A 15,648-nucleotide genomic window follows, 5' to 3' on the forward strand; every position below is an offset into this window, starting at 1 on the left:
ACTTACTTTGACCAATTTGATAAATTATAATTAGCACTTGAAACAGAAGAGTGCTAATGAGGTGAATAACATGATTAGTGATAGGCAATTGAGCATTTTAAATGCAATTGTTGAAGATTATGTTGATTTAGGTCAACCAATTGGTTCAAAAACACTGATTGAACGACATAAATTAAATGTTAGTCCTGCTACTATTAGAAATGAGATGAAACAACTAGAAGAACTTCGTTTAATAGAGAAAACACATACTTCATCAGGACGTTCTCCATCAGAGTCAGGCATCAGATACTATGTGAATCAATTATTGCAGCAAACATCTCATCATCGACACAAAAAAATGCAACGTTTAAGAGAATTGTTGGTGGAAAACCATTATGATATTTCCTCAGCTTTGAGCGAATTTGCAAATGAACTTTCAATCGCTTCTCAATATACAACGTTGGTAATGCGTCCAAATCACAAAAAAGATATTATTAATAACATTCACTTGATTCGAGCAAATGCTTATTTGGTCATTATGGTTGTTGTTTTTACTTCAGGTCATGTGGAAAATTTGCATTTGGTATCTAAGGTGCCCTTATCGAGTGATGAATTGACGAATATAGCTAACTTTGTGACTGCGACCTATAATGAATTAAACAACCAGCGCTTTGAAAATGAACTTAATGCTTTTGTAAAATCAGACTTTGAAAAAGATTTTATAAAAGATATGCTAGATACTATAGAAGTTCATTTTGATAATCAAAGTAATGGCATTTATATGGGTGGAAAGGTTAAACTAATTGATGCGTTAAATGAATCAAACGTGGCATCTATTCAACCTATATTGCAGTATATCGAATCAAATAAGATTACTCAGTTGCTTGATGAAATGTCAAATTCATCAATAAATGTTAAGATTGGACACGAAATTGAATCAAGTTTAAGTGACATTTCTATCGTCACAACGCAATATCACATTGACGATAGACTTAAAGGTCAAATCGCTGTTATCGGACCAACAGCAATGAATTATCAGAATGTAATACGATTACTAAATACGATTTGGTAATTAAGAATTGTATTGGAGGGCAGACAATGGCAGAAAAAAATGAATCAGTATTCGAAGAAAACGAAAAAACTGAAGATATGCAACAAGAATCTAGCGAAGACCAAATTACTTCAGTTGAAGATACTGAGGAAATGACAGATGAACCACAAGAAAATCTGCAGGAGGAGAATTCTGAAGAAACTGAAACAGAAATCGATCCTAAAGATGAAGAAATTCAACAGTTAAAAAACAATGTTCAAGAACAAGAAGAAAAATATTTGAGATTGTATGCTGAATTTGAAAATTACAAGCGTAGAATCCAAAAAGAAAATCAAACGATGAAAGAATATAAAGCACAAGATGTTTTAAATGATATTTTACCTACTATAGATAATATTGAACGTGCTTTACAAATTGAAGGCGAAGATGAGCAATTTAAATCACTACAAAAAGGTGTAGATATGGTTTATGAAAGCTTATTGAGCGCCCTAAAAAACAACGGTTTAGAAAAAATTGAAGCTGAAGGTCAACAATTTGATCCGAATGTACACCAAGCTGTAGTTCAAGATGATAACCCAGATTTTGAATCAGGAGAAATCACGCAAGAATTACAAACTGGTTACAAGTTGAAGGATCGAGTATTAAGACCTTCAATGGTTAAAGTAAATCAATAATTTTTATTGATGAAAACACCAAATTTTTAAACAAACAGGAGGAAATTATTTATGAGTAAAGTAATAGGTATTGACTTAGGTACAACAAATTCATGTGTAGCAATCTTAGAAGGTGACGAACCTAAAGTAGTTCAAAACCCTGAAGGCGCAAGAACAACACCATCTGTTGTTGCATTTAAAAATGATGAAACACAAGTAGGTGAAGTTGCTAAACGTCAAGCAATCACAAACCCTAATACAATCCAATCTATTAAACGTCATATGGGTACAGATTATAAAGTTGACGTGGAAGGTAAATCATATACACCTCAAGAAATTTCAGCTATGGTTTTACAAAACTTAAAAGGTACAGCTGAAGATTATTTGGGTGAAAAAGTTGAAAAAGCAGTTATTACTGTGCCTGCATACTTTAATGACAGTGAACGTCAAGCAACAAAAGATGCTGGTAAAATTGCTGGTTTAGAAGTTGAACGTATCATTAACGAACCAACAGCAGCAGCTTTAGCTTATGGTTTAGACAAAACTGAACAAGATCAAAAAGTTTTAGTCTTTGACCTTGGTGGGGGTACTTTTGACGTATCTATCCTTGAATTAGGCGACGGTGTGTTTGAAGTACTTTCTACAGCAGGCGATAATAAACTAGGTGGGGATGACTTTGACCAAGTTATTATCGACTATTTAGTTGCAGAATTCAAAAAAGAAAATGGTGTGGATTTATCTCAAGATAAAATGGCATTACAACGTCTAAAAGACGCTGCAGAAAAAGCTAAAAAAGACTTGTCAGGTGTATCTCAAACACAAATTTCCCTACCATTTATTTCTGCTGGCGAAAGTGGCCCGTTACACTTAGAATTAAGCTTAACACGTTCTAAATTTGAAGAATTATCTGATTCATTAATTAGAAGAACAATGGATCCAACTCGTCAAGCTATGAAAGATGCTGGTTTATCAAGTTCTGATATTGACGAAGTTATTTTAGTTGGTGGTTCAACAAGAATTCCAGCAGTTCAAGAAGCTGTAAAAAAAGAAGTAGGCAAAGATCCTCATAAAGGTGTTAACCCAGACGAAGTAGTAGCAATGGGTGCTGCAATTCAAGGTGGCGTTATCACAGGCGATGTTAAAGACGTAGTGCTATTAGATGTGACACCATTATCATTAGGTATTGAAATTATGGGTGGACGTATGAATACGCTTATCGAAAGAAATACAACAATCCCAACATCTAAATCACAAGTTTATTCAACAGCAGCAGACAATCAACCAGCAGTTGATATCCATGTGTTACAAGGTGAACGTCCAATGGCTTCTGACAACAAAACTCTTGGCAGATTCCAATTAACTGATATTCCACCAGCTCCACGTGGCGTACCTCAAATTGAAGTAACTTTCGATATTGATAAAAACGGTATTGTAAATGTTACTGCAAAAGATTTAGGTACAAATAAAGAACAAAACATTACAATTCAATCAAGCTCTTCACTTTCAGATGAAGAAATTGATCGTATGGTTAAAGATGCTGAAGAAAATGAAGAAGCAGACAAAAAACGTCGTGAAGAAAGTGATTTAAGAAACGAAGCAGACAGCTTAGTATTCCAAGTTGAAAAAACAATCACTGACTTAGGTGAAAATATCAGCGAAGAAGATAAAAATAATGCAGAAGAGAAAAAAGAAGCTCTAAAATCTGCTCTTGAAGGCGAAGATATGGACGACATTAAAGCTAAAAAAGAAGAGTTAGAAAAAGTAGTTCAAGATTTATCTGCTAAAGTTTACGAACAAGCTGCTCAAGCGCAACAACAAGCACAAGGAGAACAAGCAAGTGATTCAAATGATAGCAATGTTGAAGACGCTGATTTCACAGAAGTAAACGATGATGATAACCAAGACGACAAAAAATAAGTTTAGTCATTATCTAATTAATTGTTATTGATAGTAAAATATGACACAATTGCTTAGCCAAATTAAGTCAAAGTCAATTGAACATTGGCTTTGACTTTTTCCTTTTTAATAAGTGATTTAATAAAATGTAAAAGGAGAGATAAAAGTGGCCAAAAGAGATTATTATGAAGTCTTAGGTGTTAGTAAAGACGCTTCTAAAGATGAAATAAAAAAGGCTTACCGTAAATTATCAAAAAAATATCATCCAGATATTAATAAAGAAGAAGGCGCAGATGCAAAATTCAAGGAAATATCAGAAGCTTATGAAGTTTTAAGTGATGAAAACAAACGTGCCAATTACGACCAATTTGGTCATGACGGACCACAAGGTGGTTTTGGTGGCCAAGGATTTGGCGGTCAAGATTTTGGTGGTTTCGGCGGCGGCTTCGAAGATATATTCAGCTCATTCTTTGGAGGAGGACGTCAACGTGACCCGAATGCTCCTAGAAAAGGTGATGACCTACAGTACACAATGACGGTAACGTTTGAAGAAGCTGTGTTTGGTACAGATAAAGAGATTTCCATACGTAAAGACGTAACTTGTCACACTTGTGATGGCGAAGGTGCTAAACCAGGAACTAAAAAGAAAACATGTCACTATTGTAATGGTTCGGGCCATGTAGCAGTTGAACAAAATACTATTTTAGGTCGAGTGAGAACTGAAAAAGTTTGTCCAGTATGTAGCGGTTCAGGTCAAGAATTTGAAGAACCTTGTCCAACTTGCCATGGTAAAGGAACTGAAAATAAAACAGTTAAAATTAACGTGACTGTACCTGAAGGTGTAGACAATGAGCAACAAATTAGATTAGCTGGCGAAGGTGCACCAGGAGAAAACGGTGGACCGCAAGGTGATTTATACATTGTATTTAGAGTTAAACCTTCAGAAACTTTTGAAAGAGATGGCGATGATATCTATTTCTTACAAAGTATTAGTATCGCGCAAGCAACGCTTGGTGATGAAGTGAAGGTGCCTACATTAAAAGGACATGTTATGTTAGCAATACCTGCTGGTACGCAGTCTGGAAAACAATTCCGGCTTAAAGAAAAAGGTATCAAAAATGTTCATGGTTATGGTTATGGTGACTTGTTCGTTAATGTGAAAGTAGTTACACCAACTAAAATTAATGAACGCCAAAAAGAATTATTACGAGAATTTGCTGAAATTGATGGTGAATCATTAAGTGAACAACCTTCAAATTTTAAAGATAAAGCAAAAAGATTCTTTAAAGGAGAATAAAATATGAACTGGACCGAAATTTCAATCACTGCAAATCATCAAGCAGTACCAATCATTTCCAATATTTTGGAAGAATTCGGATCAAATGGCGTTGTAATTGAAGATTCTCAAGATCTTCAAAATGGACTGACAGACAAATTTGGTGAGATTTATGAATTAAATCCTGAAGATTATCCAGCTAATGGTGTTAGAGTTAAAGCATATTTTAATGAAATTAAATATACTCAAGATTTTGAACATAAATTAATTCGTAAAATAAAAAGTATTGAAGTATTAGATGCTAAATTGTTTGAATATGAACAACAAACGATTCAAGAACATGATTGGGAAAATGAATGGAAAAATTATTTTCACCCATTTCGAGCTTCTGAAAAATTTACAATTGTCCCAAGTTGGGAAACATACCAAAAAGAAGACGCAAACGAAATGTGTATTGAATTAGACCCTGGAATGGCTTTTGGTACAGGTGATCATCCTACTACAAGTATGTGTCTAAAAGCGATTGAGAAATTTGTTAAATCAGAGGATTCAGTGATTGATGTTGGAACAGGTTCAGGTATATTAAGCATTGCATCTCATTTATTAGGCGTAAAACGTATCAAAGCTTTAGATGTTGATGAAATGGCAATTAAAGTAGCAAAAGAAAATTTTGAAAAAAATCATTGCGAAGCAGCGATTGAGGCTGTGCCGGGAAATTTACTCACAGAAGAAACAGAAAAATTTGATGTCGTTATTGCTAATATTCTAGCTCATATTATTGAAGAAATGATAGAAGATGCTTATAATACGTTAAATAAAGAGGGTTATTTTATAACCTCAGGTATTATTGTTGAGAAACATGAAGCAATTTTAAATCAAATGAAGCGCATAGGTTTTAAAATCAATTCTATTAATCATGACAACGGTTGGGTATGTATCGTTGGACAGAAAGTGAGCGAATAAGCAATGCAGAGATATTTTATTGACCAAAACGCTGATATACATCAGCGTTTTTTTATTACAGATTCAAATGATATTCACCACATCACTAATGTAATGCGATATCAAAAAAACGATAAGATTATAATTACTTTTGCAGATCAAAAAGTTTATAAATGTCAAATTGAAGTGATAGAGCCAAATCGTATTGGAATAAATTTAATTGAAGCAGTTGATATAAATACAGAACTGCCACAACATATAACACTCTGTAGTGGGTTAATTAAGGCTGATAAATATGAATGGATGATCCAAAAATCTACAGAATTAGGAGCAAGTCAATTTATTGCTGTAGGTATGCAAAGGTCAGTTGTAAAACTAAACGATAGTAAAATAACAAAGAAATTAGAACGTTGGCAAAAAATTATAAAAGAGGCTGCTGAACAAAGTTATCGATTAATCATCCCAGAAATAGAGTACAAGTCGAATTTAAAAGAAATCTATGGTATTATTGATGAATATGATTATGTATTGATTGCCTATGAAGAATCTGCTAAGTGTGGGGAATTAAGTAATTTTAAAGCAGTTGTTCAGAGATTTAAACCTGGTGATCGCGTATTAATCATTTTCGGACCAGAAGGCGGTTTTGCTGAAGAAGAAATTAAGTTATTTGAAAATTCAGCATATCAGATTGGTCTTGGTCCTAGAATATTAAGAGCTGAAACAGCACCTTTATATACTTTAAGTGCGGTAAGCTTTCAAAAAGATTTATTGGGGTGATATTTATGTCAACAGTTGCATTTCATACATTAGGTTGTAAAGTGAATCACTATGAGACCGAAGCAATTTGGCAATTATTTAAAGAAGCAGATTACGAACGTGTTGATTTTGAAACAAACGCTGATGTGTTTGTTATTAATACGTGTACTGTAACAAATACGGGTGATAAAAAAAGTAGACAAGTGATTAGACGGGCTATTAGACAAAACCCGGAAGCAGTAGTTTGCGTCACTGGTTGTTACGCACAAACATCTTCTGCAGAAATAATGGAAATTCCTGGTGTAGATGTGGTAGTTGGAACACAAGACCGAACAAAACTGATTGGGTATATTGAAGCATTTAAAAAAGAAAGACAACCGATTAACGGTGTAGGAAACATCATGAAAAATCGTACATATGAAGAGCTAGAAGTACCTTATTTTACGGATAGAACACGAGCATCATTAAAAATACAGGAAGGCTGCAATAACTTCTGTACATTTTGTATTATTCCATGGGCTCGTGGGTTAATGCGTTCAAGAGATCCGGAAAAAGTAATTGAACAAGCAATAAAGCTTGTTGATTCGGGTTACAAAGAAATTGTTTTAACTGGTATTCATACTGGTGGATACGGTCAAGATTTGAAAGATTATAATTTAGCCCAATTATTACGAGACTTAGAAACAGTAAACGGCTTAGAAAGAATTAGAATTTCATCAATTGAAGCTAGTCAGCTAACAGATGAAGTTATCAGTGTGATTGAACGATCAGAAAAGGTTGTTCGTCATCTTCATATACCATTACAATCTGGTTCAGATTCTGTTTTAAAAAGAATGAGAAGAAAGTATACGATGGCGCATTTTTCAGAACGTTTAACGCGTTTACATGAAGCGTTACCTGGATTAGCCGTTACAAGTGATGTTATTGTTGGTTTCCCAGGTGAAACTGAAGAAGAATTCCAAGAAACTTATGATTTTATCGTAGATCATCAATTTTCAGAATTACACGTCTTCCCTTATTCTTCAAGAATCGGCACGCCAGCTGCAAGAATGGATAACCAAGTAGATGAAAATATTAAAAACGAGCGTGTTCATCGTCTAATTAATTTAAGTGATCAGCTTGCTAAGGCTTATGCTTCTAAATTTAACCATGAAGTGCTCGAAGTGATACCAGAAGAAGCTGGTAGCACACCTGGGACGTTGGTAGGCTTTGCAGATAATTATATGAAAGTCGAATTTGAAGGCGACGAATCATTGATTGGCGAACTAGTAAAAGTTAAGATTATTCAACCTGATTATCCAATTAATAAAGGTGAGGTACTTAGAGTAGTGAGCCATGCAACTAATACTACTGAACATGTGGTAACAACATCATAATGGATGAGTGACAGAGAGATATTAAATATTTCTGAATTATTCCTGGATGAGAATGGACTTAAGCCAAGTGTGTGGCTTGTGTTTTGTCTAGTGTGTAAACGCTATTACTCTTTATGAGTAGGACTTTATAAGTTTGATATTAGCGCATATTTCCATGTCAATTAATCATTGCCTATGTCATATTTCTGATGGGACACGATTCTGTTTCACTCTCATTTCTACCCTTGTGGCGTATTCATGTGTCTTACATCTAACATGTAAGTTTAATAGTATTTTGAAGTATAACTACTGCAAAAGCATGGATTTGCAGTAGTAGTGTAAAATGAATCAAGAAATTGGAATTTTAGTAATTGACCACATTAATCAGATATATTATACTAATAAATACATGGTAATTACCGTGTAATGATTATAAAGTTTCGTTGATATTTGGAGGGAGGGAAATACACATGTCTAAAACAGTAGTCAAAAAGAACGAATCACTTGAAGATGCGTTACGTCGTTTCAAACGTACGGTTTCTAAAAGCGGTACAATTCAAGAAGTACGTAAACGTGAATTTTACGAAAAACCTAGCGTTAAACGTAAAAAGAAATCAGAAGCTGCACGTAAACGTAAATTCAAATAATTAATTGTTTCGTTGACTCCCTCAACACCAACATTAATTATAAACCATAATAGCCTTAGTTGTAGTTTTCAGCTAAGGCTATTATTTTTTTATATTGAAGCTATTTAAAAGCAATTTATTCTAAATTACAATAGAAATTAAACTCCAAACAATTTATTTATAATAATTTGAATTTTATTGTGTAAACGCTATAATCATATATTCATTTCATGTATAATTAAATGGAGAGCGAGGTGATAAATTGATTCCTTCGATGAGTAGCATACATACAAACGTTTCATCCAAACTTGTTGAAAATGGAACTTGGGTAGACAGTATTTCTGATTTTATTGTTAGCCCAATAGGTGCTTTGATATTAACTTGTATTATCTTTTTAGGATTCTTGTACCAATTATACTCAAATAGGATAAATATTGTTGGTATTATATCCACATTAGCGTTATTCATTTTCTTTTTAGGATTCTTTATAAAAGGGGATGTCAATTTCTATTCCGTTGTACTATTTGGTATTGGTGTTATATTTGTAATCATAGAATTATTTGTAGTTGGTGCAATTATTGGAATTATAGGAATGGCACTAATTGTTTTTAGTATTATTACTTTAGGCGACAATTTAGTTTATATGATTGCTAGCGTTGTCGTAGCTTTAATATTATCAATCATAGAATGGGTGATACTTGTGAAGTTTTTCAAACGCAAAATTCCGTTTTTAGATAAAGTTGTATTGAAGGATTCTACAAATGCAGAAGCAGGTTATACATCACACGAAGATCGCTCTCATTTAGTTGGAGAAATTGCAACAACATCAACGGATTTAAGACCAGCAGGAATAATTACTTACAACAATGAGCGTATTGATGCAGTTTCAGATGGTTCTTTTATATTGCGAAATAAAAAAGTGACTATTCTTGAAGTAGAAGGTACACGCGTGGTTGTTAGAGAAATCGAATCATAAAGGAGAATTAGTATGATCGGAGTATTAATTATAGCAGTTATCGTCGTAATTGCATTATTATTATTATTTTCATTTGTACCAGTAGGATTGTGGATTTCAGCAATCGCTGCAGGTGTTAAAGTGGGAATTGGTACATTGGTGGGTATGAGACTACGTAGAGTTTCTCCTCGTAAAGTTATCGCCCCGTTAATCAAAGCGCATAAAGCAGGGTTGAACTTAACAACAAATCAACTTGAATCACACTATTTAGCTGGTGGTAATGTTGATCGTGTAGTTGATGCGAATATCGCAGCTCAAAGGGCGGATATCAATTTACCATTCGAACGTGGCGCAGCTATTGACTTAGCGGGCCGTGATGTTTTAGAAGCAGTTCAAATGTCCGTAAATCCAAAAGTGATTGAAACACCATTTATAGCTGGTGTTGCGATGAATGGTATTGAAGTTAAAGCAAAAGCAAGAATTACTGTGCGTGCTAATATTGCTAGATTAGTTGGTGGTGCTGGTGAAGAAACAATCATCGCACGTGTGGGTGAAGGTATTGTATCGACAATCGGTTCAAGCGAACATCATACACAAGTACTTGAAAATCCAGACAACATCTCTAAAACAGTTTTAAGTAAAGGACTAGATTCTGGTACAGCATTTGAAATTTTATCAATTGACATTGCAGACGTAGATATTAGCAAGAACATTGGTGCAGATTTACAAACTGAACAAGCGCTTGCTGATAAAAATATCGCACAAGCTAAAGCAGAAGAACGTAGAGCAATGGCTGTTGCTCAAGAACAAGAAATGAAAGCGAAAGTTCAAGAAATGCGTTCTAAAGTTGTTGAAGCTGAAGCTGAAGTACCATTAGCTATGGCAGAAGCATTACGTTCAGGAAATCTTGGTGTCAAAGATTATTATAACCTTAAAAATGTAGAAGCAGACACTGGTATGAGAAACTCAATTAACCAACGAACTAAACAAGAAGATGATGAATCACCGGAACAATAAATAGGGGTGATTAAATGAATATAGGTATTATTATCTTTGTAGTATCTGTCATTTTTACAATAATTGGTGCTATTAATGATGATAGTCATAAAAAGCGCAAAAACCAAAAGCCACCAATCAATAAGCAACCTAATCAATCTGAAGCTCAACCTAAGAAACGCGGTTTTCTTGAAGAAATCGGTAAAACTTTTTCAGATCTTGAAAAACAATTAAATGAAGGGCCATTTTCAGAAGAAAAACGTTCGCCACAACAAGACAAACCTGTTGAAACCCGTGCTGAGAAGATGGAAAATCAAACCACCCAACAAGATAGTCCATCGACACAGAACCATAGAGAAACTGAAGCAGATAAATTAAAACGTGAGCAAAAACAACAAGATGACAAAATTCAAAAAGAGCTTGAAGATGAGTTAATGGGTAGAATACAAAATGTGCGTAATGAAATCGATCGTGAAACTGAAAATAAGATACAACGAACTGAGAAACAAGCACGTGCTATTATTTCTGATAAATATTTATCAGAAAGAACAAAACGTTACCGCTTAAAACAATTAATGAATGCCCATTCAGTTCAAAGTTCTGGCACGAATGCCCAGTATAGGTTTGCAGAAGATGAAGTGGTTAATGGTATCATTTGGTCTGAAGTATTGGAAAGACCTAAAAAACTATAGTTTTTCGAATAAACATCTTATAAAGTTAGAAATTTTGACTTTATAAGATGTTTTTACTTTTGCTTTGAATTTTGATTTGAAAATGAGTTGGTATCTTTATACTTGGGTCCATATTTTAGGAACCCTTAAAATGTGTAGTTGTTATCTAAATAAGGAATACATTTATATTCATTTAATGTCAAATCTAGTCCATTTCTCTAGGTGTGTTAAAATGAATGTTTATTTGAAAAATAGATTTATTTGTATGATTACAACCAAAATTTAACAATTACGATTAATTTTTAATTCACTTTAAAATAATATATGAATATTTCATGCTATAATAGCAGTGAAGATGCGAAATGGTTTATTTACATGGTTACTTATCAAATATTGTATAACTCATTTCTAGCATAATAATTAATTTTTGTAACTTAAAATCTAATAGGATAAAATAAAAGAAACGAATATATTTGTAAAGGAGTAACTATATGCCTGGAATTATTCAAATAGATGACATCAATGAAGCACAAGCACTCATCGGTAATAACGATGAAAATCTTAAATCAATAGAAGAAGGATTTGATGTCATAGTACATGCTCGAGGACAAGAAATAGCTGTAAGAGGTGAAAAAGTTGAGCATGTAGAACAAGCAGAATCAGTGCTTATCAATTTATTAAAAGTGATACAACAAGGTGTTACTATATCACTTAAAGATGTAGAAGCTGCTGTTAAAATGGCTAAAAACGGCACGGTTCAATACTTATTAGATTTATATGAAGATGAAATTACTAAAGATGCATTCGGCAAAATAATCCGTGCTAAAACAATGGGACAAAGATTATACGTCAATGCCATGTATCATAACGATTTAGTGTTTGGTGTTGGGCCTGCCGGTACAGGTAAAACTTTTTTAGCGGTGGTTTATGCAGCTAAACAATTACGAAAAGGCAATGTTAAACGTATCGTTTTAACGAGACCAGCAGTTGAAGCGGGTGAATCATTAGGCTTCTTACCCGGAGATTTAAAAGAAAAGGTTGATCCTTATTTACGCCCACTTTATGATGGTTTAAATACCGTCTTAGGTCGAGAGCAAACTGCTAGATTTATCGAACGCGGTATTATCGAAATAGCGCCACTAGCTTATATGAGAGGAAGAACACTGGATGATGCGTTTGTCATTTTAGATGAAGCACAAAATACAACGCATGCCCAAATGAAAATGTTCTTAACGAGATTAGGTTTCGGTTCGAAAATGGTAGTTACAGGTGATAAAACACAAATTGATTTACCCAAAGGCGTTAAAAGTGGTCTTAAAGAAGCGATTGCTAAACTTCAAAACGTTAAAGGTTTAAGTATTCATCATTTAGATCAAAGCGATGTTGTCCGTCATCCACTTGTAAGTAAAATAATCGATCGTTATGAGGGAGAAGAGTAAATGTTTACAATAGATTTTAATGACCATACAGGATTAGTTGATAATAGTTGGTTCGAGCAAATTGATAAACTACTCACATTTGCAAAAGAACAAGAAGGCATAGATAGTGAAGCAGAGTTATCTGTAACTTTTGTAGATAAAGAAGAAATTCAACAAATGAATAAAATGTATCGTGATAAAGATAAAGTAACAGATGTGATTTCATTCGCATTAGAAGAAGAAGAACCTGAAATCATCGGCTTAGATATTCCACGTGTGTTGGGTGACATTATCATATGTACAGATGTCGCACGAGAACAAGCAGAGACATTCGGGCATTCTTTTGATAGAGAACTTGGTTTCCTTGCACTTCACGGATTTCTTCATTTATTAGGTTACGATCATATGACTGAAACTGATGAGAAGCAAATGTTCGGTCGTCAAGATGAAATCTTAAATGCATATGGTTTACCAAGAGAATAGAGGCAGTTATGAAACGATTCAATTATGCTTTTCAAGGATTATTTGTACTCTTTAGTAAAGATAGTAAATTTTTAATCCATTCTATATTTGCGATTATTGCAATTATATTAGGACTTATATTAGGTATAACCGCTATTGAATGGCTTTTGATTATTATTGCTATTGGTTTAGTGTTAGCATTTGAAGCAATGAATACTGCAGTCGAATTTGTAGTAGATTTAATTACAAAGGATTATCATGAATTAGCCAAAAAAGCTAAAGATACAGCAGCTTCTAGTGTAGTACTTGCTTCGATTGTAGCGTTAGCAATTGGGGTTATTGTTTTTTTACCATATTTAATAAAATAAGTAGTGCATTTTTTGCAATTTGTATATACTAAGATAGCATTAAATTTAAATGGTTTTAATAACTATTAAAAAAATTAATCTTTGAATAGGAGAGATGAACTATGGCTTACCAACCTCATTATTATACTGAAGTAAGAAAAGCACAAAAGAATGCATATGCCCCATACAGTCAATTTAAAGTTGGCGCATATTTGATTACAAAAGACGGTAAAACATACCGCGGTGGGAATGTAGAGAACGCTGCCTATCCTTTAGGTATTTGTGCAGAAAGATCAAGTCTTGTTGCGGCAATTGCAGATGGATATCGTCCTGGTGATTTTGAATCTATCACGGTAACAGTGGATGCTGATGAACCTTCTTCCCCTTGTGGTGCCTGCAGGCAAGTATTAAAGGAACTTTGTGATGACGATATGCCAGTTTATATGACGAATCATAAAGAGGATATGATTCAATCAACAGTAAGTGATTTACTACCATTAGGATTTTCTGGAAAGGATTTAAATTAATGACAGAACATAAATCAGGATTTGTAACAATAATAGGTAGACCCAATGTAGGAAAGTCTACATTCGTCAATCGTGTTATCGGACATAAAATTGCAATCATGTCTGATAAAGCACAAACGACAAGAAATAAAATACAAGGTGTTATGACTCAAGAAGATGCGCAAATTATTTTCTTAGACACACCTGGCATACACAAACCGAAACATAAATTAGGCGATTATATGATGCGTGTTGCTACCAATACACTATCAGAAATTGATGCCATTATGTTTATGGTCAACGTCAATGAAGATATTGGCCGTGGCGATGAATATATTATGGAAATGTTGAAGACAGTTAAAACCCCTGTGTTTTTAGTATTAAATAAAATTGATTTAGTACACCCAGATGAACTCATGCCTAAAATTGAGAAGTATAAAAAACATATGGATTTCACTGAAGTCGTGCCTATTTCAGCATTAGAAGGTCTCAATGTAGAACATTTTATTGACGTAATTAAATCTTATTTACCTGCTGGGCCTAAATACTATCCAGATGATCAGATATCTGATCATCCTGAACAATTTGTAGTAAGTGAGTTAATACGTGAGAAAATATTACATCTTACAAGTGAAGAAATTCCGCATGCTATCGGAGTAAATGTTGACCGCATGATTAAAGAAGATGAAGATCGAGTAAGAATTGAAGCTACTATTTTTGTTGAACGTGACTCACAAAAAGGTATTGTCATAGGTAAAGGTGGCAAAAAACTTAAAGAAGTAGGTAAACGCGCACGTCAAGATATTGAAAGATTGCTAGGTTCAAAAGTTTATTTAGAACTGTGGGTAAAAGTTCAAAGAGATTGGCGTAATAAAGTTAATTTTATTCGTCAAATGGGTTATTTAGAAGATCAAGATTAATTCGGGAGTCGGTGAGCTAATGTGTTAATCAAACAAAAAGGTATCATTATAAAAACAGTTGATTATGGCGAATCCGATAAAATTATCACAATTTTAAATGAATACGGTGCAAAAGTCCCACTAATGGTACGTCGCGCAAAAAAAAGCAAGAGTGGTTTACAAGCTAATACACAATTATTTGTATTTGGCTTGTTTATTTATTCTAAATGGAAAGGTATGGGGACTTTAAGTTCTGTGGATGTTATTGAACAAAATTATCATCTACGCTTAGATATTTATGAAAGTAGCTATGCTAGTCTATGTGCTGAAACCATAGATCGTTCAATTGAAAATGATGAAATATCTCAATTTAGCTATAAACTACTACATTTTGTACTAGATAAAATTAAAGATGGTGTGTCTGCGCAATTGATGTCAGTTGTCGTACTTATCAAGTGTATGACAACATTTGGATTTAATGCAGTTTTTAATCAATGTGTCATTACTGGAGATCGTGATCAATCTAAGTTGATTGGCTATAGCTTTAAATTTGATGGCGCGATATCAAATCATGCAAAATATCAAGACACGAACGCTTTAATACTTTCTAATAAAACACTTTACTTATTAGATATTTTACAAAAATTACCTATAAGTAAAATGAATGCATTGACAATTCATCACGATATTGTAGATGAGATGTCACAATTGATGATTATGTTATATAGTGAGTATGCTGGTATGTATTTTAAAAGTCAAAAGCTTATTAACCAATTGCGAAGATTAGATAACCCAAATTAAATACAAAAACAGGATAGAAAAAGCATTTTTTAAATGATTTCTATCCTGTACTGACAACG

General features: G+C 33.6%; 17 protein-coding genes. All 17 read left to right on the plus strand.

Annotated elements, in window-relative coordinates; genetic code table 11:
* The first annotated feature begins 70 nt into the window (after nt 1–70).
* The gene (gene hrcA / locus IEU88_RS04340; RefSeq protein ID WP_096809412.1) at nt 71–1,051 is read left to right on the plus strand and encodes a heat-inducible transcriptional repressor HrcA; all 981 of its coding nucleotides are present in this window, start codon (nt 71–73) and stop codon (nt 1,049–1,051) included.
* Nucleotides 1,052–1,077: 26 nt separating this feature from the next.
* Nucleotides 1,078–1,704 carry a nucleotide exchange factor GrpE gene (gene grpE / locus IEU88_RS04345; RefSeq protein ID WP_103372993.1) on the plus strand — a complete coding sequence of 209 codons (627 nt, stop codon included), beginning with the start codon at nt 1,078–1,080 and terminating at the stop codon, nt 1,702–1,704.
* Nucleotides 1,705–1,755: 51 nt separating this feature from the next.
* Nucleotides 1,756–3,600, plus strand: coding sequence for a molecular chaperone DnaK (gene dnaK / locus IEU88_RS04350; RefSeq protein WP_096809418.1), 1,845 nt, complete (start codon nt 1,756–1,758; stop codon nt 3,598–3,600).
* Nucleotides 3,601–3,745: 145 nt separating this feature from the next.
* Nucleotides 3,746–4,876 carry a molecular chaperone DnaJ gene (dnaJ, locus tag IEU88_RS04355; protein WP_096809421.1) on the plus strand — a complete coding sequence of 377 codons (1,131 nt, stop codon included), beginning with the start codon at nt 3,746–3,748 and terminating at the stop codon, nt 4,874–4,876.
* Between the two features lie 3 nt (nt 4,877–4,879).
* A complete protein-coding gene (gene prmA / locus IEU88_RS04360; protein WP_115359564.1) occupies nt 4,880–5,818 on the plus strand; it encodes a 50S ribosomal protein L11 methyltransferase in 939 nt (312 codons plus the stop codon).
* Nucleotides 5,819–5,821: 3 nt separating this feature from the next.
* Nucleotides 5,822–6,574 carry a 16S rRNA (uracil(1498)-N(3))-methyltransferase gene (locus IEU88_RS04365; protein WP_096809426.1) on the plus strand — a complete coding sequence of 251 codons (753 nt, stop codon included), beginning with the start codon at nt 5,822–5,824 and terminating at the stop codon, nt 6,572–6,574.
* A 5-nt stretch (nt 6,575–6,579) separates the two neighbouring features.
* Nucleotides 6,580–7,929 (plus strand): tRNA (N(6)-L-threonylcarbamoyladenosine(37)-C(2))-methylthiotransferase MtaB, encoded by a 1,350-nt coding sequence (gene mtaB / locus IEU88_RS04370; protein WP_096809428.1) that lies wholly within the window; start codon nt 6,580–6,582, stop codon nt 7,927–7,929.
* A 449-nt stretch (nt 7,930–8,378) separates the two neighbouring features.
* Nucleotides 8,379–8,555: a 30S ribosomal protein S21 gene (rpsU, locus tag IEU88_RS04375; protein ID WP_002483157.1), complete on the plus strand. Its 177-nt coding sequence runs from the start codon at nt 8,379–8,381 to the stop codon at nt 8,553–8,555.
* A 253-nt stretch (nt 8,556–8,808) separates the two neighbouring features.
* Nucleotides 8,809–9,510: an NfeD family protein gene (locus IEU88_RS04380; protein WP_096809432.1), complete on the plus strand. Its 702-nt coding sequence runs from the start codon at nt 8,809–8,811 to the stop codon at nt 9,508–9,510.
* A 12-nt stretch (nt 9,511–9,522) separates the two neighbouring features.
* Nucleotides 9,523–10,506, plus strand: a complete 984-nt coding sequence (gene floA / locus IEU88_RS04385; RefSeq protein WP_170006877.1) for a flotillin-like protein FloA — start codon at nt 9,523–9,525, stop codon at nt 10,504–10,506.
* A gap of 14 nt (nt 10,507–10,520) precedes the next feature.
* Nucleotides 10,521–11,177, plus strand: a complete 657-nt coding sequence (locus IEU88_RS04390; RefSeq protein WP_103372994.1) for a hypothetical protein — start codon at nt 10,521–10,523, stop codon at nt 11,175–11,177.
* A 470-nt stretch (nt 11,178–11,647) separates the two neighbouring features.
* On the plus strand, nt 11,648–12,595 hold the full coding sequence (locus tag IEU88_RS04395; RefSeq protein ID WP_096809439.1) for a PhoH family protein: 948 nt from the start codon (nt 11,648–11,650) through the stop codon (nt 12,593–12,595).
* The gene (gene ybeY, locus IEU88_RS04400) at nt 12,596–13,057 is read left to right on the plus strand and encodes an rRNA maturation RNase YbeY (protein ID WP_096809440.1); all 462 of its coding nucleotides are present in this window, start codon (nt 12,596–12,598) and stop codon (nt 13,055–13,057) included.
* Between the two features lie 8 nt (nt 13,058–13,065).
* Complete coding sequence (locus tag IEU88_RS04405; protein ID WP_096809443.1) at nt 13,066–13,404, plus strand: diacylglycerol kinase family protein; 339 nt, start codon at nt 13,066–13,068, stop codon at nt 13,402–13,404.
* A 101-nt stretch (nt 13,405–13,505) separates the two neighbouring features.
* Entirely contained in the window at nt 13,506–13,910 is a 405-nt protein-coding gene (cdd, locus tag IEU88_RS04410) for a cytidine deaminase (RefSeq protein WP_103372995.1), read from the plus strand.
* On the plus strand, nt 13,910–14,809 hold the full coding sequence (gene era, locus IEU88_RS04415; RefSeq protein ID WP_096809448.1) for a GTPase Era: 900 nt from the start codon (nt 13,910–13,912) through the stop codon (nt 14,807–14,809). The genes cdd and era overlap by 1 nt, the downstream gene beginning before the upstream one ends.
* 21 nt (nt 14,810–14,830) lie before the next feature.
* Complete coding sequence (recO, locus tag IEU88_RS04420) at nt 14,831–15,589, plus strand: DNA repair protein RecO (RefSeq protein ID WP_096809450.1); 759 nt, start codon at nt 14,831–14,833, stop codon at nt 15,587–15,589.
* Nucleotides 15,590–15,648 lie beyond the last annotated feature (59 nt).

Origin of the sequence: Staphylococcus nepalensis (assembly GCF_014635045.1) — a bacterium.
Taxonomy (GTDB): Bacteria; Bacillota; Bacilli; order Staphylococcales; family Staphylococcaceae; genus Staphylococcus; species Staphylococcus nepalensis.

Excerpts from the sequence above, each read along its gene's own strand:
- dnaK (WP_096809418.1), top strand. The coding sequence starts at position 1,756 with ATGAGTAAAGTAATAGGTATTGACTTAGGTACAACAAATTCATGTGTA.
- IEU88_RS04380 (WP_096809432.1), top strand. The coding sequence starts at position 8,809 with ATGAGTAGCATACATACAAACGTTTCATCCAAACTTGTTGAAAATGGA.
- rpsU (WP_002483157.1), top strand. The coding sequence starts at position 8,379 with ATGTCTAAAACAGTAGTCAAAAAGAACGAATCACTTGAAGATGCGTTA.
- IEU88_RS04395 (WP_096809439.1), top strand. The coding sequence starts at position 11,648 with ATGCCTGGAATTATTCAAATAGATGACATCAATGAAGCACAAGCACTC.
- grpE (WP_103372993.1), top strand. The coding sequence starts at position 1,078 with ATGGCAGAAAAAAATGAATCAGTATTCGAAGAAAACGAAAAAACTGAA.
- cdd (WP_103372995.1), top strand. The coding sequence starts at position 13,506 with ATGGCTTACCAACCTCATTATTATACTGAAGTAAGAAAAGCACAAAAG.
- floA (WP_170006877.1), top strand. The coding sequence starts at position 9,523 with ATGATCGGAGTATTAATTATAGCAGTTATCGTCGTAATTGCATTATTA.
- IEU88_RS04365 (WP_096809426.1), top strand. The coding sequence starts at position 5,822 with ATGCAGAGATATTTTATTGACCAAAACGCTGATATACATCAGCGTTTT.
- ybeY (WP_096809440.1), top strand. The coding sequence starts at position 12,596 with ATGTTTACAATAGATTTTAATGACCATACAGGATTAGTTGATAATAGT.
- IEU88_RS04390 (WP_103372994.1), top strand. The coding sequence starts at position 10,521 with ATGAATATAGGTATTATTATCTTTGTAGTATCTGTCATTTTTACAATA.
- IEU88_RS04405 (WP_096809443.1), top strand. The coding sequence starts at position 13,066 with ATGAAACGATTCAATTATGCTTTTCAAGGATTATTTGTACTCTTTAGT.
- mtaB (WP_096809428.1), top strand. The coding sequence starts at position 6,580 with ATGTCAACAGTTGCATTTCATACATTAGGTTGTAAAGTGAATCACTAT.
- era (WP_096809448.1), top strand. The coding sequence starts at position 13,910 with ATGACAGAACATAAATCAGGATTTGTAACAATAATAGGTAGACCCAAT.
- hrcA (WP_096809412.1), top strand. The coding sequence starts at position 71 with ATGATTAGTGATAGGCAATTGAGCATTTTAAATGCAATTGTTGAAGAT.
- prmA (WP_115359564.1), top strand. The coding sequence starts at position 4,880 with ATGAACTGGACCGAAATTTCAATCACTGCAAATCATCAAGCAGTACCA.